The 20,453-nt window shown below is 60.8% G+C and carries 18 protein-coding genes and 2 pseudogenes; 9 read left to right on the top strand and 11 right to left on the bottom strand.

Annotation, left to right across the window (positions count from 1 at the left end; all coding sequences use genetic code 11):
• Positions 1-109 precede the first annotated feature (109 nt).
• Both BZ163_RS03360 and BZ163_RS03355 read right to left on the bottom strand, forming a co-directional pair.
• The gene (locus BZ163_RS03360) at positions 110-1,180 is read right to left on the bottom strand and encodes an AI-2E family transporter (protein WP_128869771.1); all 1,071 of its coding nucleotides are present in this window, start codon (positions 1,178-1,180) and stop codon (positions 110-112) included.
• Positions 1,181-1,211: 31 nt separating this feature from the next.
• Positions 1,212-1,451: a sulfurtransferase TusA family protein gene (locus BZ163_RS03355; protein WP_128869770.1), complete on the bottom strand. Its 240-nt coding sequence runs from the start codon at positions 1,449-1,451 to the stop codon at positions 1,212-1,214.
• 97 nt (positions 1,452-1,548) lie between these two features.
• Between BZ163_RS03355 and BZ163_RS03350 the strand changes: the two genes are divergently transcribed.
• Positions 1,549-2,982, top strand: coding sequence for a M48 family metalloprotease (locus BZ163_RS03350; RefSeq protein WP_128869769.1), 1,434 nt, complete (start codon positions 1,549-1,551; stop codon positions 2,980-2,982).
• A 192-nt stretch (positions 2,983-3,174) separates the two neighbouring features.
• On the opposite strand, the gene BZ163_RS03345 is transcribed toward BZ163_RS03350, so the two are convergent.
• The 4 genes from BZ163_RS03345 to rpoE all read right to left on the bottom strand — a co-directional run bounded on the left by BZ163_RS03345 (position 3,175) and on the right by rpoE (position 6,981).
• Complete coding sequence (locus BZ163_RS03345) at positions 3,175-4,602, bottom strand: DegQ family serine endoprotease (RefSeq protein WP_128869768.1); 1,428 nt, start codon at positions 4,600-4,602, stop codon at positions 3,175-3,177.
• Positions 4,603-4,810: 208 nt separating this feature from the next.
• The gene (locus BZ163_RS03340; RefSeq protein WP_128869767.1) at positions 4,811-5,773 is read right to left on the bottom strand and encodes a MucB/RseB C-terminal domain-containing protein; all 963 of its coding nucleotides are present in this window, start codon (positions 5,771-5,773) and stop codon (positions 4,811-4,813) included.
• A gap of 8 nt (positions 5,774-5,781) precedes the next feature.
• A complete protein-coding gene (locus tag BZ163_RS03335; RefSeq protein ID WP_128869766.1) occupies positions 5,782-6,369 on the bottom strand; it encodes an RseA family anti-sigma factor in 588 nt (195 codons plus the stop codon).
• Positions 6,370-6,399: 30 nt separating this feature from the next.
• A complete protein-coding gene (gene rpoE / locus BZ163_RS03330) occupies positions 6,400-6,981 on the bottom strand; it encodes an RNA polymerase sigma factor RpoE (protein WP_007944079.1) in 582 nt (193 codons plus the stop codon).
• A 558-nt stretch (positions 6,982-7,539) separates the two neighbouring features.
• On the opposite strand from rpoE, the gene nadB reads away from it, so the two are divergent.
• A complete protein-coding gene (gene nadB, locus BZ163_RS03325; protein WP_128869765.1) occupies positions 7,540-9,156 on the top strand; it encodes an L-aspartate oxidase in 1,617 nt (538 codons plus the stop codon).
• Here nadB and BZ163_RS03320 read toward each other — a convergent pair.
• Positions 9,125-9,577 (bottom strand): protein YgfX, encoded by a 453-nt coding sequence (locus tag BZ163_RS03320; protein ID WP_128869764.1) that lies wholly within the window; start codon positions 9,575-9,577, stop codon positions 9,125-9,127. The genes nadB and BZ163_RS03320 overlap by 32 nt on opposite strands.
• Positions 9,561-9,815, bottom strand: a complete 255-nt coding sequence (locus BZ163_RS03315; RefSeq protein WP_007898624.1) for a succinate dehydrogenase assembly factor 2 — start codon at positions 9,813-9,815, stop codon at positions 9,561-9,563. The genes BZ163_RS03320 and BZ163_RS03315 overlap by 17 nt, the downstream gene beginning before the upstream one ends.
• A 148-nt stretch (positions 9,816-9,963) precedes the next feature.
• On the opposite strand from BZ163_RS03315, the gene BZ163_RS03310 reads away from it, so the two are divergent.
• Entirely contained in the window at positions 9,964-10,905 is a 942-nt protein-coding gene (locus BZ163_RS03310; RefSeq protein ID WP_128869763.1) for a folate-binding protein YgfZ, read from the top strand.
• Positions 10,906-10,939: 34 nt separating this feature from the next.
• Positions 10,940-11,759 (top strand): annotated as a pseudogene (locus tag BZ163_RS03305) (HDOD domain-containing protein).
• A 92-nt stretch (positions 11,760-11,851) separates the two neighbouring features.
• Here BZ163_RS03305 and BZ163_RS03300 read toward each other — a convergent pair.
• Positions 11,852-13,240: a sensor histidine kinase gene (locus BZ163_RS03300; protein WP_128869762.1), complete on the bottom strand. Its 1,389-nt coding sequence runs from the start codon at positions 13,238-13,240 to the stop codon at positions 11,852-11,854.
• Positions 13,233-13,903, bottom strand: a pseudogene (locus BZ163_RS03295) (response regulator). Before BZ163_RS03295 ends, BZ163_RS03300 begins: the two are co-directional and overlap by 8 nt.
• A gap of 384 nt (positions 13,904-14,287) precedes the next feature.
• On the opposite strand from BZ163_RS03295, the gene BZ163_RS03290 reads away from it, so the two are divergent.
• Genes BZ163_RS03290 through BZ163_RS03275 form a run of 4 tightly spaced genes read left to right on the top strand, consistent with a single transcriptional unit; the run spans position 14,288 to position 18,331 of the window.
• Positions 14,288-15,265: a tripartite tricarboxylate transporter substrate binding protein gene (locus BZ163_RS03290; protein ID WP_128869761.1), complete on the top strand. Its 978-nt coding sequence runs from the start codon at positions 14,288-14,290 to the stop codon at positions 15,263-15,265.
• 58 nt (positions 15,266-15,323) lie between these two features.
• Entirely contained in the window at positions 15,324-15,782 is a 459-nt protein-coding gene (locus tag BZ163_RS03285; protein WP_128869760.1) for a tripartite tricarboxylate transporter TctB family protein, read from the top strand.
• Position 15,783: 1 nt separating this feature from the next.
• Positions 15,784-17,298 (top strand): tripartite tricarboxylate transporter permease, encoded by a 1,515-nt coding sequence (locus BZ163_RS03280; protein ID WP_128869759.1) that lies wholly within the window; start codon positions 15,784-15,786, stop codon positions 17,296-17,298.
• Entirely contained in the window at positions 17,291-18,331 is a 1,041-nt protein-coding gene (locus tag BZ163_RS03275) for an AbrB family transcriptional regulator (RefSeq protein WP_128869758.1), read from the top strand. Before BZ163_RS03280 ends, BZ163_RS03275 begins: the two co-directional genes overlap by 8 nt.
• A 104-nt stretch (positions 18,332-18,435) precedes the next feature.
• On the opposite strand, the gene ung is transcribed toward BZ163_RS03275, so the two are convergent.
• A complete protein-coding gene (gene ung / locus BZ163_RS03265) occupies positions 18,436-19,128 on the bottom strand; it encodes a uracil-DNA glycosylase (RefSeq protein ID WP_128869756.1) in 693 nt (230 codons plus the stop codon).
• A gap of 132 nt (positions 19,129-19,260) precedes the next feature.
• Between ung and BZ163_RS03260 the strand changes: the two genes are divergently transcribed.
• Entirely contained in the window at positions 19,261-20,364 is a 1,104-nt protein-coding gene (locus BZ163_RS03260; protein WP_128869755.1) for an enoyl-CoA hydratase/isomerase family protein, read from the top strand.
• The last annotated feature ends 89 nt before the right edge of the window (positions 20,365-20,453 follow it).

Genomic DNA, 20,453 nt, shown 5'->3' with positions numbered 1-20,453 from the left:
CTCCTACAGGGTTTGTGTCGTGCCAAATCGTGCGATCGACGCAAAACCTGTAGGAGCTGGCTTGCCAGCGAAGAGGCCATCAACCCCACTGAAGATTCAGAGCTGGCAGTTAAAGCAGCGGCGCCACCACCGGCTCCTTGCGCGGCCACGCATCCAGCACAGCCTTGAACAGCGTCGCCAGGGGAATCGCAAAGAACACCCCCCAAAATCCCCACAACCCGCCAAACAACAGCACCGCGCAGATGATTGCCACCGGATGCAGGTTGACCGCTTCCGAGAACAACAGCGGCACCAGCACGTTGCCGTCCAGGACCTGGATAATGCCGTAGACCGCCATCAAATAGATGAACTGATCGCTCCAGCCCCACTGGAACAGGGCGATCAACAGCACTGGCACGGTCACTACCACGGCGCCGACATAGGGCACCACCACCGACACGCCCACCAGCAACGCCAGCAGCGCCGCATAGTTGAGCCCCAGCACCACGAAACCGATGTAAGTCGCGCCGCCGCAAATGACGATCTCGATGCCTTTGCCGCGAATGTAGTTGGCGATCTGCCGGTTCATCTCCCGGGCAACGCGGGTGAGCAATGCCCGCTCGCGAGGCAGGTAACCGCGCACCCACTGGCCGATCATTTCCCGGTCCTTGAGAAAGAAAAACACCAGGATCGGTACCAGTACCAGGTAGATCATGATGTTGACCAGCAGCGGCAGGCTCGACAGCGAGTACGTCAGCGCCCACTGGCCGAAATTGCCGATCTCGCCCCGCGCCACTTCGATGGCCCGCAGCACCTGCTCATCGGACACCAGATGCGGGTAACGCTCGGGCAGCAGCAATAACAGTGACTGCCATTTGGCGAGCATGCCGGGCAATTCGTTGAACAAGGTGATCAGTTGATGCCAGAGCAATGGCACCACGACCACGATGAACACCAGCAGCAGCCCCATGAATAACGCAAAGACCAGCCCGACCGCCGCGCCGCCCGGCACACGCATGCGCTCCAGCGTCACCACCAGGCCCTGCATCAGATACGCCAGCACCATCCCGGCGAGCACCGGGGCGAGCATGCCACCGAGCGTCAGGACGGCGGTAAACGCCAGAAACAGCAGCACGGCAAGCACCACGGCTTCTTCGTCGGAAAAATAGCGCTGAATCCAGTCGCGTAACACCTTGAACATCAATAATCCCTTAGCAACGGTCGCAGCAGGTTCAGGCTTTTTTCAGCCAATAGCGGTAAACGCCCGCCTCATCTTCTTCACGCAGCAGCGTATGACCGGCCAATCGGGCAAAGGTGCGAAAGTCGCGCTGCGAGCCCGCATCGGTGGCGATTACCTTGAGCACTGCGCCGCTGGTCATGCGATTGAGTTCCAGTTTGGCCTTGAGTAACGGCAGCGGACAATTGAGGCCGCTGGCGTCGAGTTCGGCGTCATGGGCTACGGCATCGGTCATTGCATCACTCCGGTCAGGTGGTCGAGAGGCTTAGAATATCTGGTCCGAAGCGTACTGTCCGGCTACAGTAAGGTCTTTGTCGACTAAGGCTTTGTGCATGACATTTCTGCGCCCTACCCTGCTGACGCTCGCTTGCCTGCTCGCCTCACCGGGCTTCGCCGACGACCTGCCGTCACTCGGCGACGCCAGTTCTGCCATCGTCTCGCCGCAACAGGAACACCAGTTGGGCCGGGCCTGGCTGGCGCTGTTGCGTAGCCAGGTGTCCCAACTGAACGACCCACAGCTCAAGGACTACGTCGAATCCAGCGTCTACCGCCTGGTGGAGACCAGCCAGGTCAATGACCGGCGCCTGGAGTTCATCCTGATCAACAGCCCGCAGCTCAACGCCTTCGCGGCACCGGGCGGGATTGTCGGGGTCAACGGCGGTCTGTTCCTCAATGCCCAGACCGAAGGCGAATACGCCTCGGTACTGGCTCACGAACTGGCTCACTTGTCGCAGCGTCACTTTGCCCGTGGCGTCGAAGCCCAACAGCGGATGCAGGTACCGATGATGGCCGCCCTGCTGGCCGGGATCGTGATTGCCGCGGCCGGTGCCGGCGACGCCGGGATCGCGGCCATTGCCGGCACGCAGGCAGCGGCGATTCAGGAACAGCGGCGCTTTTCGCGGCAGAACGAACAGGAAGCCGACCGTATCGGCATTCTCAATCTGGAAAAGGCCGGTTACGACCCGCGCTCGATGCCGACCATGTTCGAGCGTTTGTCGCGCCAATACCGCTTTGACGCCAAGCCACCGGAATTCCTGCTGACTCACCCGGTCACCGAATCGCGGATCGCCGACACCCGCAACCGTGCCGAGCAGGCCAAGCCGGGCGGCATTGAAGACACCATGCGTTATCAGCTGATCCGGGCACGGGTCCAGCTGATCTATGAAGAAACCCCGGGCCTGGGCGCCAAGCGCTTCCGCGCCCAGCTGGATGAAAACCCGAAAAACGATGTCGCGCGCTATGGCCTGGCGATCGCCCAGATCAAGGGCGGCCAGTTGAACGAAGCTCGGGAAAACCTGGCGACGCTGCTGGCCAAATCGCCGAACGAGATCATCTATAACCTGGCTCAGGTCGATCTGGATATCACCAACAATCGGCTGCCCGATGCTCAATCCCGGGTGGACCGGATGTTGACTCAATATCCCGGCAACTATCCGCTGAATTCAGTGCGGGTCGACCTGCTGCTCAAGCAAAACCGTGCGCCCGAAGCGGAAAAGGCTCTGGAGAATCTGCTCAAGAGTCGGCCGGACGATCCGGACGTCTGGTACATGGTGGCCGAGACTCGTGGCTTGTCGGGCAACATTATCGGTTTGCACCAGGCCCGCGCCGAGTACTTTGCCCTGGTCGGCGACTACCGCCAGGCCATTCAGCAACTGGACTTCGCCAAGCGCAAGGCCGGCACCAACTTCCCGCTGTCGTCGCGGATCGACGCCCGGCAACGGGAGTTGATGGAGCAGGAGCGCATGATCAAGGACATGATGGGCTGACACTTTTGCGAACGCGTAAAAAAACCGCCCTTTCGAGGCGGTTTTTTTATTCAACCAACAACTGACGATGCCTTTGCCTTTGTAGGAGCAAGCTTGCTCGCGATGGACGTCAACGATGACGCGTTCTTTCTGGATGAACGCGTCGCCCTTGAGACCTTCGCGAGCAAGCTCGCTCCTACAGTAACAACCGGACTATTCAGCCAGCTTGAAGGTGATGAAGCTGGCGCGACCTTGACGCAGAACCCGCATCGACACCGAGCGGTTCTTTGGCAGCGCCTTGGCGATGTCGGTGAACTCCTTGGTGGAACCGATCGCCTGATTGTTCAGGTGGGTGATCACATCGCCAGGCTGCAAGCCGATCAGGGCGGCAGGACCGTCCTGGACTTCCTTGATGACTACGCCGCCCTTGAGGTCGAAGGTTTTCTTCTGCTCATCGGTCAGCTCGGCCACGGAAACACCCAGGCGATTGCTGCTGGTCTCGACACCGGATTTTGGCTCGGCGTCCAGCTCTTTGCCTTCTTCAGGAATAGCGCCAACCGTCAGTGCGACGTTCTTGCGCTTGCCTTCGCGGATCACTTCCAGATCGGCTTTCGAGCCGGCCTTCAGCGCGCCGACCAGGTGCGGCAGGTCGGCGGACATGACGATCGGTTGACCGTTCATGCTCAGGATCACATCGCCGACTTGCAGACCGCCCTTGGCAGCCGGGCCGTCATCCTGGATCTGGGCCACCAGCGCACCGGCAGGCTTTTCAAGACCGAACGATTCGGCCAGGTCCTTGTTCACTTCCTGAATGACCACGCCCAACCAGCCACGGCTGACCTTGCCGCCGCTTTTCAGCTGGTTGGATACGTCCATGGCGACGTCGATCGGAATCGCGAACGATACGCCCATGAAGCCGCCGGAACGGGTGTAGATCTGCGAGTTGATCCCCACCACCTCGCCCGCCAGGTTGAACAGCGGACCACCGGAGTTACCCGGGTTGATCGGCACGTCGGTCTGGATGAACGGCACATAGTTTTCGTTCGGCAGGCTGCGACCGATGGCGCTGACGATGCCCTGGGTCACGGTGTGGTCGAAACCGAACGGCGAGCCGATCGCCACCACCCATTGGCCGGCCTTCAGGTCCTGGGATTTGCCGAGTTTCAGCACCGGCAGGCCTTTGCCTTCGATTTTCAGCAGGGCCACGTCGGAACGCGGATCGGTGCCGACCAGCTTGGCTTTCAATTCGCTGCGGTCAGCCAGGCGGACGAGGATTTCGTCGGCATCGGCAATCACATGGTTGTTGGTCAGGATGTAGCCGTCGGGCGAGATGATGAAACCCGACCCCAGGGACTGGGCTTCACGCTGACGGTCACCCCGTGGCGTACGCGGTTGTGGCGGCATGCCGCGCTCGAAGAACTCGCGCAGCATCGGCGGCAAGCCCTCAAGGTCGGGCATCTGCTGGTTCACTTTACGGTCCGGCAGTTTCTGCGTGGTACTGATGTTCACGACCGCCGGCGAGGCCTGCTCGACCAACTGCGTAAAATCAGGCAATTCGACCGCTAGCGCAGGAACCGCCTGACCCAGCACCAGTACGGTGGCAACAACCGAGAGATAAGACTTCAAACTGAGTATCGACATACAGCTCCCATTACGACGAGCAGGGTTAAGCGATATGGAGCAAGGAACACCGGTCACGACAGGCCGGCATTTTTGTTCCGGGAACAACAAACAAGGCCAGAGCCAAGGTGCTCTGACCTATAAAAAATTTTCGGGATATTTGCAAATGAAAATGCTCAGCAAACATTTCGACGTCTCGCCAACGAGGTGAAAAGGGCCGAAAATCAGCTCACTGCTTGCTGGTGGCAGCGTTACCACTGCGCATCGACAGCGCAATGCGTTCAGCGGTGCCAGCAGGAATTTCTCCGACCACCGTAACCATCATTTCGCCCTCAGAGGTACTCAAGCGCCGGGATACGGCCACGGTCGGGCCCATCTGAACGCGAGTATCGGTGACGGCTGCGCCATCCAGTGGCTCGAGGAATACCGAGAAACGGGCCAGACCATCGTCATACATCAGACTGTTGACCTGGATCTTGGTCTGCGGGTCCTTGCGTGCGGTACTGCTGGTCAGCTCGAAACCGGGTGGCAACCAATCCGAATGCCAGGCCTGGGCAACCTTGGCTGCAGAAGCCTTGTCGCTTTCGAGGGCGAGCGCCTTGCAGTCGTCGCCCGGCTGCAAGTCTCTGTCCGCGGGCACGTCAGTGGTATTGAGCTGCGTGAACTGGAATCGCTCCAGCAACTGCCCTTTGTCATTGATCAGCAATGACTTGAGAGGCAGGCCGGTTTCTTTATCCAGATGCAGTTCAAACCCATAGCGATGCTGATCGCGAGGCGTCAGGGAAATGATCACTGCCGAACGCCCGGCCACACGCGACTTGCCAATGACGGCAAGGTCATACCAATTCTTGAGCTTTTGAGGATCGAGTGCACGAGCGGCGGAATTCGGGGTATCCCCGAGGCCTGCAATCAGGGTGCCGCTGACGCATTGAGTATGCCCATCAATGCGCACGACTTCCTGGGCCGAACCGTCGAGCTGGAGTAAACGCTCGCGGACCTTGCCATCCTGGACGCGGTGCCAGATGTTGTGGGTAGAAAAACTGCCGTTACGCTCGTAGACGAAAGTACCGTGAAAGCTTTGCTGCTGCTCGGCCTGACCCAGACGGGTCAACCAGTCCTGGGCTTCATCGGCGTGGGCTGGAACAATGAACCAGCCACCGAGCACAAGCGTAAGTAAAGGTATGGAGCGCATGGTCCTCCTTAACGGTTTTCCAGACTTGCTGCACGAGCGTACGGCAATGCACTTTCAGTACCTTTCAGTGCGGCCTGCTGAGCATGTTGGCGCAAGTAGCCTGGCAACCGCTGATCGTGCCAGCCTGGCTGACCTTGCAATACGCCATTGGCCATGGGGCCGGTGGCATCCGAACTCTCACTATAGCCTGCCAATACAGCTGGACCCTTGGCCTGAGGTGCAACCAGACCCTGTTGGGTGGATTGCTGGGCCAGTTCGACACCTGCGATATCGTCCTGATTGTACAGACGGACACCTGCCAATACTGCAACGGTGACCGAAGCAGCGACTGCCAGGCGACCCAGGCTGCGCCATGGACCACGAGTAGCTTTTGCCGGTACGGCTTCGTCAGCCAATGCAGCGGAAACTGCCGCGGCAATGTCCAGGCGTGGAAGCAGCAGATCCTTGTGCATCACTGCCCGAGCGATTTGATAACGAGCCCAGGTTTCACGAGTTTCAACATCGTCGAAGGCATTCAACACCCGACGCAATTCCAATTCGTCCGCTTCGTTATCCATCACTGCGGACAGCGATTCCTGCAGGGCTTCACGACTCATGGCGTTCCTCTCTTGGCTGTCGCCGCTGTCTCAGTTTTCCTGCAACAACGGCTGCAGGGCTTTATCGATGGCTTCCCGAGCGCGGAAAATCCGGGAGCGCACGGTACCCACCGGACATTGCATGACGGCCGCAATGTCCTCGTAACTCAGACCATCGAATTCACGTAAAGTTAAGGCGGTACGCAAATCTTCTGGAAGTTGCTGGATGGTTCGATGGACAGTGCCTTCGATCTCATCGCGCAGCAGTGCACGTTCAGGCGACTCGAGGTCCTTGAGGCCATGATCGCCATCGTAGAACTCTGCATCTTCGGAACTGACATCGCTATCAGGCGGCCGGCGGCCGCGTGAAACCAAATAGTTTTTCGCCGTGTTAATGGCGATACGGTAAAGCCACGTATAAAACGCACTGTCCCCGCGAAAATTTCCAAGCGCACGGTACGCCTTGATAAAGGCTTCCTGTGCCACATCCTGGGCTTCATGGGTGTCGTGCACGAATCGCACGATCAACCCGAGAATTTTGTGCTGGTATTTCAGCACTAGCAGATCGAAAGCTCGCTTGTCGCCGCGCTGTACGCGTTCGACCAGCTGCTGATCCTCTTCCTGGGTTAGCATGAACACTCCTCGATAAGCTCGAAGGAGGCTTGCATGACTAAACGACCAGGCTTGCAAACATAGACTCGGGCTTTTCGCAAAAGTTCTCCCCCTCCAAGCAAGTTTCCTGCGGGCTCTGATTTGGCACGCACGAAAAGCGCAGCGCGAGTTAACCCGGCTGCGCGAATAATCTTGTCATCGGTTTCGCCGGTGAGGATCCAACCACGATCCTGCAACTGAAGCCGACACTGTCCCTTGATTCAGGCAACCTTCTATTGATCTTGGGCCTTTGGCAAAAGTTCCAAATATTTATAGCCGGAGCCAGCCGACATTGTGCAACCGTGGACAGAAAAGAGTGTTAAATCCACGATACAGTGAAGGTGTCGCCGAACCGGAGGAGAAACCATCCGACGAAGCGTCCCCTTTTTTCCGTCACAGTAGTTTCACAATGCCATACAGGCTCGGCTATTGTGCCGCTCCCCCCCTCTATATACTAGTGGGCTGTGTGGCTGTCTTGACTCGCCGATCCAGGTGTCATGCGCCAACCCCGACCCGGGTCGCTTAGAGCGGAATCCTGAAATGAGCCAACAGTTTCAACATGATGTTCTGGTAATTGGCAGCGGCGCTGCCGGCTTGAGCCTTGCGCTGACCTTGCCCGATCATTTGCGCATTGCCGTACTGAGCAAAGGCAACCTCGCCAATGGCTCGACTTTCTGGGCCCAGGGCGGTGTCGCAGCCGTCCTGGATGACACCGACACCGTTGAGTCCCACGTCGATGACACGCTCAATGCCGGCGGCGGCCTGTGTCACGAAGACGCCGTGCGCTTTACCGTCGAGCACAGCAAAGAAGCCATTCAATGGTTGATCGACCAGGGCGTGCCGTTTACCCGCGATGAACAGTCAGGCACCGAGGACGGTGGATTCGAGTTCCACCTGACCCGTGAAGGAGGCCACAGTCATCGGCGCATCATCCATGCCGCCGATGCCACGGGCGCCGCGATTTTCAAGACCTTGCTCGACAAAGCCCGGCAACGGCCGAACATCGAACTGCTGGAACAGCGGGTTGCGATCGACCTGATCACCGAAAAACGCCTGGGCCTGGAAGGCGACCGCTGTCTCGGCGCCTACGTGCTCAATCGGGGCACAGGAGAAGTCGACACCTACGGCGCGCGCTTTGTGATCCTCGCGTCCGGCGGCGCCGCCAAGGTCTACCTCTATACCAGCAACCCTGACGGTGCCTGTGGTGACGGCATCGCCATGGCCTGGCGCTCCGGCTGCCGGGTAGCCAATCTGGAATTCAACCAGTTCCACCCCACCTGCCTCTATCACCCGCAAGCCAAGAGCTTCCTGGTCACCGAAGCCCTGCGCGGCGAGGGTGCGCACCTGAAGCTGCCCAACGGCGAACGCTTCATGCAGCGCTTCGACCCACGCGCCGAACTGGCCCCCCGGGACATCGTCGCCCGGGCCATCGACCACGAGATGAAGCGCCTGGGTATCGATTGCGTTTACCTGGACATCAGCCATAAGCCCGAAGCCTTCATCAAGGCTCATTTCCCGACGGTGTACGAGCGCTGCCTCGAGTTTTCCATCGACATCACCAAGCAACCGATCCCGGTGGTGCCGGCGGCGCACTACACCTGCGGCGGCGTGATGGTCGATCAGCAGGGCCGCACCGACGTGCCGGGCCTCTACGCCATTGGCGAAACCAGTTTCACCGGCCTGCACGGAGCCAACCGCATGGCCAGCAACTCCTTGCTGGAGTGCTTCGTTTACGCGCGCTCGGCGGCGGCAGACATTCTTGAGCAGTTGCCCCAGGTGTCGATTCCTGCCGCCCTGCCCGTCTGGGATGCGAGCCAGGTCACCGATTCCGACGAAGACGTGATCATTGCGCACAACTGGGATGAGCTGCGGCGATTCATGTGGGACTACGTGGGAATCGTGCGCACCAACAAGCGCCTGCAGCGGGCCCAGCACCGCGTGCGCCTGTTGCTGGACGAGATCGACGAGTTCTACAGCAATTACAAGGTCAGTCGCGACCTGATCGAGTTGCGTAACCTGGCCCAGGTGGCCGAGCTGATGATTCAGTCAGCCATGGAGCGCAAGGAAAGCCGCGGCCTGCATTACACCCTCGACTACCCGAACATGCTGCCGGACGCCCTCGACACTATTCTGGTGCCGCCCACCTACGCCGACTGAATGTGAGCCGGACCCGCAGGCGTCGGTGCAGATCCGTCGCCTGCGAATCCCGGGGCACACAGATCGACCGGTCATGCCACTCGCCCCGCAGACGAAAACGCAGCACCACGATCAAGGGGAGCGCCAGGCTGTCCGGCCGCAGTTGCACCGGTTGCCAGCCCGCTGCCTGGTTCCACAACTGCCAGCCATCCCCATCGCGACGCAAGCCGCGAAACGCCCGGGGGTGCGTCAGCAGAATCTGCCGCGGCAACACCCGCACGCCGTGCGCCACGCACAACGAAACGCCGAGCAGACTGGCCCAGACCGGTATCGACAGCAGACACAACGCACCCAGCGCGAACAGCTGGGCCAACAGGTACACCGCCAGCAGCAGCCGTGAGGCGTGCCAGCGGCATTCGAACGAATTACTTGGGCTGGACACGATCCAGGATCATGCGCACCATGCGCTGCAGCTCCGGATCTTCCGATTCGGCGCGTTCCATGAACCAGCCGAACATGTCCTGATCTTCGCATTCGAGCAACCTGACGTAGCAGGCGCGGTCGACTTCGTTGAGGTGCGGATAAACCTCTTTCACGAACGGCACCAGCAACACGTCAAGTTCAAGCATGCCGCGACGGCTGTGCCAGTAGAGGCGATTCAGTTCAACATCTTCGACCATGGAGCGCTCCTCAAATAGGCGGCAAGTATACAGCCCCATGCTCCGTCGAACACTCGGCTTTGGTCAGGCAACAGGGTCTTTTGTGAACTACCCATTTCATGGGCGCCCCCTTATGATGTCCCCCAGACTTTTTATCCTGCGATGACCCATGGCCGACTCAGCTTTTTTCTGCACCCTGTCTCACGAAGGCGTTCTCGCGGTCCGCGGCGCGGATGCCGGTAAATTCCTGCAAGGCCAACTGACCTGCAACCTCGATTACCTGAGCGATACCCGGGCCAGCCTTGGCGCGCGCTGCACGCAAAAAGGCCGGATGCAGTCGAGTTTCCGCATCCTGCTCGAAGGTGACGGCGTCGTGCTGGCCATGGCCAGCGAGTTGCTGGAGCCACAACTGGCGGACCTGAAAAAGTACGCGGTGTTCTCCAAATCCAAACTGACCGATGAAAGCGCCGCCTGGGTGCGCTTCGGCATCGAGCATGGCGATGCCGCACTGCTCGGCCTGGGTCTTGGGCTGCCGACAGAAACCGACAGTGTCGTGCGCAAGGATGGCCTGATTGCCATCCGCGTCTCGCCTGATCGCGCCGAACTCTGGGCCGGCGCCGATCAAGCGGACGTCCTCAAGGGCAAGCTGTCGGCGCTGCTGACCGAAGGCGATCTGAATCAATGGTTGTTGGGCCAGGTCCGCGCCGGGATCGGTCAGGTCATGCCGGGCACGCGTGAACTGTTCATCCCGCAGATGCTCAACCTGCAAGCCGTCGGTGGCGTGAGTTTCAAGAAAGGGTGCTACACCGGCCAGGAAATCGTCGCGCGGATGCAGTACCTGGGCAAACTCAAGCGCCGCCTGTATCGCCTGCACCTGGATGCCGACCAATTGCCGGAACCCGGTACACCGCTGTTTTCGCCGACCCATGGCAGCGCTATCGGCGAAGTGGTGCTTGCCGCCCGCGCCGGGCAAAACATTGAACTCCTGGCCGTGCTGCAAGCCGAAGCAGCAGAAGGTGGCGATATTCACCTGGGCGCGCTCGAAGGGCCAGCCTTGCACCTGCTCGACCTGCCTTATCAACTGGATCGCGATCGCGAAATCCAGCGCTGAATGCAGCACCTGTCGCAATACCCAGAGAGTCGAAATGAGCAAGCTGGCGGATAAGGTCCAACAGGATTTGGTTGCGGCCATCGATAACGATGACCTGGTTCTGCCAACATTACCGGAAGTGGCCTTGCAGATTCGCAAGCGCCGAAGACCCGGAAATCAGCGTCAGTACGCTCAGCAAAGTGATCGCTCGCGATACCGCGTTGTCGGCGCGCCTGATCAAGGTGGTCAACAGCCCGCTGCTGCGCGCGATCCGGGAAGTCACTGACCTGCACACGGCGATCACTCGCCTGGGCGTCAATTACAGCAGCAACCTGGCGATCGGCCTGGTGATGGAACAGATTTTCCATGCCCGCTCCGAGGTGGTGGAACAGAAAATGCGCGACGTCTGGCGCAAAAGCCTGGAAATCGCCGGGGTCAGCTATGCGCTGTGCCGGCGTTACACCCGACTCAAACCCGATCAGGCCGCCCTCGGCGGGCTGGTGCATCAGATCGGTGTGCTGCCGATCCTGACCTACGCCGAAGACCACAATGAGCTGCTGTCCGATTCGATCAGCCTGAATCATGTGATCGACCAGATCCATCCATTGATCGGCGACAAACTGCTCAGGGTCTGGGAGTTTCCGGAGATGCTGGTGCAGGTGCCCGGGATGTACCTGGACTTCGACCGCCAGTCCGAACGGGTCGATTATGTCGACCTGGTGCAGGTGGCCTGCCTGTTTTGCTACAGGGGCACTGACCACCCGCTGGCCGAAATCGACACGGCCAGTGTGCCGGCGTTCAGGAAACTGAGAATTGATCTGGAGAACGAGGTGCAATGCAGGGCACTGGAAGAATCGCGGTCGATGTTTTATTAAAGCTTCGCTCCGCTCCTACAGATCATAACAAACCGTAGGAGCGAGCGGTGCGGCGATCCGACCTGCCCGCGAAGAGGCCGGCACAGGCACCATCAATCTCCCGCAATAAAACTCACCCGCACCTTCAACCCCGCCTGCTCGCCATCATGCAGGCTGATCTGCGCCAGGTGCGCGCGGCAGATCTCGCCGACAATCGCCAGGCCCAACCCGGACCCGGCCACCTGCTGATTGCGTCGATAGAAACGCTCGAACACCCGATCACGCTCTTCAAGCGGAATTCCGGGGCCATCGTCCTCGACCTCCAGCACGGCCGGCGCGGTCACCCGCAAAATCACGTTGCCGCCCGGTGGCGTGTGCGCCAGGGCGTTATCCACCAGATTGCTCAGCAATTCATTCAACAGCGTCGGTTCACCGCGCAGCCACACCGGTTCATCCGCTTCCAGCGCCAGTGCCACGCCACGCTTGTGCGCCAACGGCGCCATCGCCATGCCGAGTTCGCGCGCCAACTGACTGAGGTCCAGCAACTGTGCACCGCCCTCGGCGATGGCCCGCGCGCCATTCTCCACCCGTGCCAGCGTCAGCAGCTGGTTCGCCAGGTGGGTCAGGCGATCCGTGCCCTGGGCCGCGGTTTCCAGCGTGCTGCGCCAGGTGTGCGGTTCGGTGGAGCGCAGGCCCAGTTCGAGCCGGGCCTTGAGCGCCGCCAGGGGCGTACGCAGTTCATGGGCCGCATCGGCAATGAACTGCGCCTGTCGCTCGAACTGTCCGCGCAGGCGTTCGGTAAAGTGATTGAGCGCACGCACCAGCGGCCACAACTCGTGTTGCACTTCCACCAGCGGCAACGGCCGCAAATCATCGGGCTGGCGCTCTTCCACCGCTGTGCGCAAGCGCTCCAGCGGGCGCAGTGCCGCGCTGACCGCGAACCACACCATCAACAACGCTCCGATGGCCAGCATGCCCAGCCGCAGCAAGGTGTCCGCCGCCAGGCTGCGTGCCATGCTGACCCGCGCCTCATCGGTTTCCGCTACGCGGATTTCCGCCATGCCGTTCATGTTCGGCTCGCTCACGGGCTTGAGCAGGCTGACCACCCGTACGTTCTGCCCTTGGTATTTAGCGTTGTAGAAGCGTGCCAGCGCCGGATAGTCATCCGTGCGCGGTGTACCCGGCGGTGGTGGCGGCAGGTTTTCGTAGCCGGAAATCAGCTTCTGGTTGATGTCGTTGACCAGGTAGAAAATCCGCCCGGCGCTGTCGTAGGCAAAGGTGTCGAGGGCCACGTAAGGCACATCGGCACTGAGGCTGCCGTCACGCTGGGACACCCCGGCGGCGATGGTCCGCGCCGAGGCCAGCAACGTCCGGTCATAGGCGGTGTCGGCGGCTTCGCGACCGTTCCAGTATGCACTCAAACCACTGGCCAGCATCAGCACCACCAGCAACAGCGCGAGGTTCCACAGCAACCGCCAGCGCAGGCTGCTGGGCTTATGCATCGCGGCTTTCCAGCAAATAGCCGAGACCGCGGAACGTCACGATAGCGACAGGATGCCCGTCGAGCTTCTTGCGCAGGCGATGAACGTAGATCTCGATGGCGTCGGGGCTGGCCTCTTCGTCCAGGCCGAACACCTGGGCGGCCAGTTGCTCTTTGCTCATCACCCGGCCGGACGGGCGATCAGGGCCTCGAGCACCGCCTGCTCGCGGGAGGTCAGGGTCAGCAGTTCTTCGCCCAGGGTAAAGCGCCGGGTGTCGAGATCGTAAGCCAGCACCCCGCAGGTCTGCTGACGTTCGCCACCGAGCACACTGCGGCGCAGCAAGGCTTTGACCCGGGCTTCGAGCTCGGTCAGTTCGAACGGTTTGGCCAGGTAGTCGTCGGCGCCCAGGTTCAGGCCATGGACCCGATCCTTGACGTCGCTGCGGGCCGTCAGCATCAGCACCGGCAGGTTCTTGCCCCGGGCCCGCAGGCGCGCCAGCACTTCAAAACCGTCCATGCGCGGCAGGCCGACATCGAGGATCGCCATGGCGTATTCCTCGCTGCTCAAGGCCAGGTCGGCCGCCACACCGTCGTGCAGCACATCCACGGTCAGGCCGGTGCTCTTGAGCGCCTGGGCGACACTTTCAGCGAGCTGCAGATGGTCTTCGACGAGCAGAACACGCATGGCTAGTTACCTCATTCAGGGATGTTCGACGCCATTGTTTGGCGCGGAGTTTACAGCCGCCTCCGCCGCTGTGAAGCCCGAAAACCATGAAAGTCCGCTGAAAGGTTAGCGAAAGGTTCGACCGTTAGAGTCGGCCCACGGATGGTTTCGACTGCAAGCCATCACACCGTGCTTTGAAATGTAGCTCTCGAAAAACGCCTTGATGCGTTTTCGCCAATAAGAACAATAACGAGGTACTGCACCATGCTGTCATTACAGCTCCAGGCTCACCCTCCCCTTCCTTTCCCATCGTTCACGCTCGCCAGCGCCAAACCCGGCTGCACGGCGCAACACCGTCGCTTCTGAAATATCCCCAAAAACAACAACTCCCGTGGAGACAAAAAAATGAATCGATCACTGCGCCGTTTTGCCCTCGCCGCCAGCTGCATGCTGTTTGCCGGCCAACTGATGGCCGAGCCCAAACGCCCGGAATGCATCGCCCCGGCCTCGCCAGGCGGCGGTTTCGACCTGACCTGCAAACTGGTGCAAAGCGCGCTGGTAAACCAGAAACTGCTGAGCAAACCCATGCGCGTGACCTACATGCCCGGCGGTGTCGGCGCCGTGGCGTACAACGCGGTGGTGGCACAACGTCCGGCCGACGCCGGCACGCTGGTCGCCTGGTCCAGCGGTTCATTGCTGAACCTGGCCCAGGGCAAATTCGGTCGTTTCGATGAAAACGCCGTGCGCTGGCTGGCAGCGGTCGGCACCAGCTATGGCGCCATCGCGGTGAAAAACGATTCGCCTTACAAAAACCTCGACGACCTGGTCAAGGCGCTGAAGAAAGACCCGAGCACCGTGGTCATCGGCTCCGGCGGCACCGTCGGCAGCCAGGACTGGATGCAGACCGCCCTGATCGCCAAGGCCGCCGGCATCAACCCGCGGGACTTGCGTTATGTCGCCCTCGAAGGTGGCGGGGAAATCGCCACCGCGCTGCTCGGCGGCCACATCCAGGTCGGCAGCACCGACATCTCCGACTCCATGCCGCACATCCTGAGCGGCGACATGCGCCTGCTGGCGGTGTTCTCCGAGAAGCGTCTGGACGAGCCGGAAATGAAGGACATCCCGACCGCCAAGGAGCAAGGCTACGACATCGTCTGGCCAGTGGTCCGCGGGTTCTACCTCGGGCCAAAGGTCAGCGACGAAGACTACGCCTGGTGGAAAGACTCCTTCGACAAACTGCTGGCTTCCGACGAGTTCGCCAAGCTGCGCGATCAGCGCGAGCTCTTCCCGTTCGCCATGACCGGCCCGGAGCTGGACACCTACGTGAAGAAGCAGGTAGCGGACTACAAAGTGCTGGCCAAAGAGTTCGGCCTGATCCAGTGATCGCCTCTGTCTAGCGGCTGCGGCCCCGGTTCTCGGGGGCGCGGCCCAGGAGTTTCTCATGCTCTTACAACGCATTTTCGCTTCGGTGCTGTTGCTGGCCTGCATCGGCCTGGCACTGATGGCGTGGCCGTATCAAGCGGCTTTTTCCTACGAACCGGTGGGACCTCGAGCCTTTCCGCTGCTGATGCTCGGCCTGATGGGCCTTGGCTTGCTGTACATGGTGTTTCGCCCGACACCAATCATCCACAGTGATGACGACCCGAAACTGGACCGCGAAACCCTGACCAAAATCGGCATTTGCGTGGTGCTGTTGCTGGTGTTCGCCGGGACCTTCGAACCCCTTGGTTTCATCGTCGCCAGCATTCTGATCGGAGTCCCCATGGCTCGCCTGTATGGCGGTCGCTGGCTGCCCAGTGCAGTGATTATCAGCGTGATGGCCGTCGGTCTTTATCTGCTGTTCGACAAAGTGATGGACGTGCCACTGCCGCTGGGCGTGCTCGACGTTCTGGAGAACTGATATGGATACTCTTGGCTATTTGGGTCAGGGCTTCGGCGTCGCGCTGAGCCCGTACAACCTGGTGACCGCACTGTGCGGCACCCTCATCGGCACCGTCGTTGGCCTGCTGCCGGGCCTGGGCCCGATCAACGGGGTGGCGTTGCTGATTCCGATCGCGTTCGCCCTCGGCCTGCCACCGGAGTCGGCGCTGATCCTGCTGGCGGCGGTGTACCTGGGTTGCGAATACGGCGGCCGGATCAGCTCGATCCTGCTGAACATTCCAGGCGAAGCCTCCACCGTGATGACCACCCTCGACGGTTACCCGATGGCCCGCAAAGGCCTGGCCGGTGTGGCCCTGTCGCTGTCGGCGTGGAGTTCGTTCATCGGTGCGTTCATCGCCACTTGCGGCATGGTGCTGTTCGCCCCGCTACTGGCGAAATGGGCGATTGCCTTCGGACCGGCGGAATATTTCGTGCTGATGGTGTTCGCGATTGTCTGTCTCGGCGGCATGGCCGGTGACCGTCCGCTCAAGACCTTCATTGCGGCGCTCATCGGTCTGTTTCTGTCGAGCGTCGGGATCGATGCCAACAGCGGCGTATACCGTTTCACCGGGGACAACATCCATCTGACTGACGGCATTCAGTTCGTCGTGCTGGTATTGGGCCTGTTCTCCATCAGCGAAATCCTCCTGCTGCTGGAAAAAACCCATCGCGGCCAGGAAGCGGTGAAGGCCACTGGACGCATGATGTTCAACTTCAAGGAAGCCTCGGCGGTGTTCCTGGTAAATATCCGTTGCGGTTTGCTGGGTTTCATCATGGGCGTGTTGCCGGGCGCTGGCGCAACATTGGCCAGTGCGGTGGCCTACATGACCGAGAAACGTATCGCCGGCGCCAAGGGCACGTTCGGACAAGGCGATATGCGTGGCCTCGCGGCACCGGAAACCGCCATCGGTGGTGCAGCCTGCGGTGCACTGGTGCCGATGCTGACCCTTGGCGTTCCGGGTTCGGGCACTACGGCGGTGATGATCGGCGCGCTATCGCTGTACAACATCACCCCCGGCCCGCTGCTGTTCCAACAGCAACCGGACATTGTCTGGGGCCTGATCGCTTCGTTGTTCGTCGCCAACATCATGTTGGTGATCCTCAACATCCCGATGATCCGCATTTTCACGCGCATCCTCGCCGTGCCGAACTGGGCGCTGGTGCCGGTCATCGCCATCATTACCGGGATTGGCGTCTACGCGGTGCATGCCACCACCTTCGACCTGTTCCTGATGATCGGCATCGGCATCTTCGGCTACATCCTGCGCAAGCTGGACTTCCCGTTGTCGCCCGTACTGCTGGGCTTCATCCTCGGCGGCCTGATGGAACAGAACCTGCGGCGCGCGCTGTCGATTTCCAACGGTGCACTGGAAATCCTCTGGTCGAGCCCGATCACTTTCGGCGTCTGGGTACTGACCGCGTTGATGCTGCTGATGCCGCTGCTGCGGATCTGGCGCAAACGTTCGGTCGCCCGGCGCGCCCTCGCCGATGTCTGATCGAATTCCGTTCAAAGCCTGGTGGGGAACTCCGCTGGTCGGTCTGCTGGGCGGTTACCTCGCCAGCCAGATCGGCTGGCCGCTGCCGTGGATGGTCGGCTCGTTGCTGGCGATCATCCTGGTGCGGTGCCTGACCCCCTGGCAATTGGCGGAAATCCCTGGCGGACGCAAGGTCGGCCAGTGGATCATCGGCATCGGTATCGGCCTGCACTTCACCCCGCTGGTGATGGAGCAGGTGCTGAGCCACTTCGGCTTGATCTTCTTCGGTGCGTTGATCACCAGCCTGTCGGCCGTGGTCGGGGTCTGGTTGATGCGGCGCACTGGCGAGGATCGCGCCACGGCGTTCTTTTCCAGCATGCCCGGCGGCTCCGGGGAGATGGTCAACCTCGGTGCGCGTAATGGCGCGGTGCTCAGCCGGGTGGCGGCGGGGCAAAGCCTGCGGGTGTTGGTGGTGGTGCTGTGCGTGCCGGCTGCGTTCAAGTATTTGCTGGGCGACGGTGCACCGGTGTTCCATCCGAGTGCCGTCGACTGGCGGTGGCTGGCCTTTCTATTACCGGCAGGCGCGTTGGCGGCGTGGCTGTGGGAGCGTCTTCGTCAACCCAATCCGTGGCTGTTCGGGCCGTTGCTGGTCAGCGCGGCGGTGAGCATTGGTTGGGATCTGCACATCGGCTTGCCCAATGGCGGCAGCCAGATCGGCCAATGGCTGATCGGCAGCGGCTTGGGGTGTCACTTCAATCGGCAGTTTTTCCGGCGCGCACCGTCGTTCATGGGCCGGACATTGATCGGCACTGTGTTGACCATGTTGATCGCTACGCTGGCAGCCCTGGGCTTGAGTGCGTTGACCCATCTGGATCTGCGCTCGCTGACCCTGGGCATGATGCCCGGCGGGATTGCGGAGATGAGCCTCACCGCTGAAACCCTGCAGCTGTCGGTGCCGTTGGTGACGGCGATGCAGGTGATGCGGTTGTTGTTTGTGTTGTTTCTGGCGGAGCCGTTGTTCAAGTATTGGGACCGTCAGCCGGATTCTGTCTGATGGACCGAGTCGCTTCATTCGCGAACAAGCCCGCTCCCACAGGAGGCTCGCGTGATCCTTGTGGGAGCGGGCTTGCTCGCGAAGGGGCCAGCGCGGTCAACGCATCAAACCGGCGGCAACCGCCACTCGATCGGCGTCTCGCCATTCTGCTCCAGAAACTTGTTGGTCCGGCTGAAATGCCCGCAGCCCAGAAAACCACGGTAAGCGGACAATGGCGACGGATGCACCGACGTCAGCACCAGGTGCTTGGTCGCATCGATCAGTTTCTGTTTACTCTGGGCATGGGCGCCCCACAGCATGAACACCAGATGCGGCTGCTGCTGGCTGACCACTTCAATGATCCGGTCGGTGAAGAATTGCCAGCCCTTATCCTTGTGCGCATTGGCGTTGGCGCGTTCCACCGTCATGGTGGTGTTGAGCATCAGCACGCCCTGCTCGGCCCAACTCTGCAGGTAACCGTGGCTCGGGATATCGATGTTCAAGTCGCGCTTCAATTCTTTATAGATGTTCACCAGCGATGGCGGTGCCGGTACGCCCGGTTGCACCGAAAAGCACAGGCCGTGGGCCTGGCCGGGGCCGTGGTACGGATCCTGGCCGAGGATGACCACCTTGACCTTGTCCAGCGGCGTCGAGTTGAGCGCGTTGAAAATCATCGGTCCCGGCGGATAGATCTCCTTGCCCGCCGCGCGCTCCTGCTGCAGGAAGTTACGCAACTCTGCCATGTAAGGCTGGTCGAATTCCGCACGCAGTGCCTCCTTCCAGCTCGGTTCGAGTTTGATACGGTCGTCAGCAGTCATGGTTACATCCGGCTAAAACAATGGGGCGAACCCTAGGAAAGCTGACCCTGCTTGTCAATTGATCTGACGCAGAACCGGCACTTTCCTGAACAGCGATCATACTGAACGCTCAAATTCCCGATCGAGGTCACGATGAATCTGCACTTCGAAGAACTCACCGGCACCGACGGCGCACGCATCGGCGTTGCCAGCCTGGATGCCGAAAAATCCCTCAACGCCTTGTCCCTGCCAATGATAAGCGCCCTGCGCGATCAACTGGAGGCCTGGGCCAAGGAACCGCAAATCGTCTGTGTCGTGTTGCGTGGCAACGGCACCAAGGCCTTTTGCGCCGGTGGCGAAGTCCGCAGCCTGGTGGAAGCCTGTCGCGCTCACCCGGGTGGAGTGCCGCCCTTGGCCGCGCACTTCTTCGCCGCGGAATATCGCCTGGACTACATGTTGCACACCTACCCCAAACCGCTGATCTGCTGGGGGCATGGTTACGTGCTGGGCGGCGGCATGGGGCTGCTGCAAGGGGCGAGCATCCGGATAGTCACGCCAAGCAGCCGCCTGGCGATGCCGGAGATCAGTATCGGCCTGTACCCGGATGTCGGCGCCAGTTGGTTCCTGTCACGGCTGCCCGGCAAGCTCGGCTTGTTTCTCGGCCTGACCGGCGCCCAGATGAACGGTCGCGATGCGATCGATCTGGACCTGGCGGACCGTTTCCTGCTCGATGAACAGCAAGAAGAGTTGTTCGAAGGCTTGCTGCAGTTGAATTGGCAGGAGCAGACGGCCATGCAGCTCAACAGTCTGCTCAAGGCCTTGCAGCAGGAGGCGGTCGCGCAGATGCCCGAAGCCCAATGGTTGCCACGTCGCCAACAGATCGACGAACTGCTGGATGTCAGTGACGTGGCCTGCGCCTGGAAAGCCATCAGCTTGCAGCGCGACAACACCGACCTGCTACTCAGTCGCGCGGCTAAAACCATGAGTGAAGGTTCGCCCGTGACCGCTCATCTGGTGTGGGAGCAGATCGCCCGCGCCCGCCACATGTCCCTGGCTCAAGTCTTTCAGATGGAATACACCATGAGCCTCAACTGCTGTCGTCATCCGGAGTTCAGCGAGGGGGTGCGGGCGCGGCTGATCGACAAGGATCAGAAACCGCACTGGCATTGGCCGGACATCAACAACGTGCCCGATGCGGTGGTGGATGCGCATTTCCACAAGGCTTGGGAAGGTCGGCATCCCTTGGCAGATCTGTAGGATCGCCAAACAACTGTGGGAGCGGGCTTGCTCGCGAAGGCGGTGTGTCAGATGACATTAATGCCTGTCTGACACACCGCCTTCGCGAG

This window comes from Pseudomonas sp. VI4.1 (assembly GCF_002029345.1).
Classification (GTDB): domain Bacteria; phylum Pseudomonadota; class Gammaproteobacteria; order Pseudomonadales; family Pseudomonadaceae; genus Aquipseudomonas.
The sequence above is the reverse complement of the archived record's forward strand: the minus strand, read 5'-3'. Positions and strand labels throughout refer to the sequence as shown.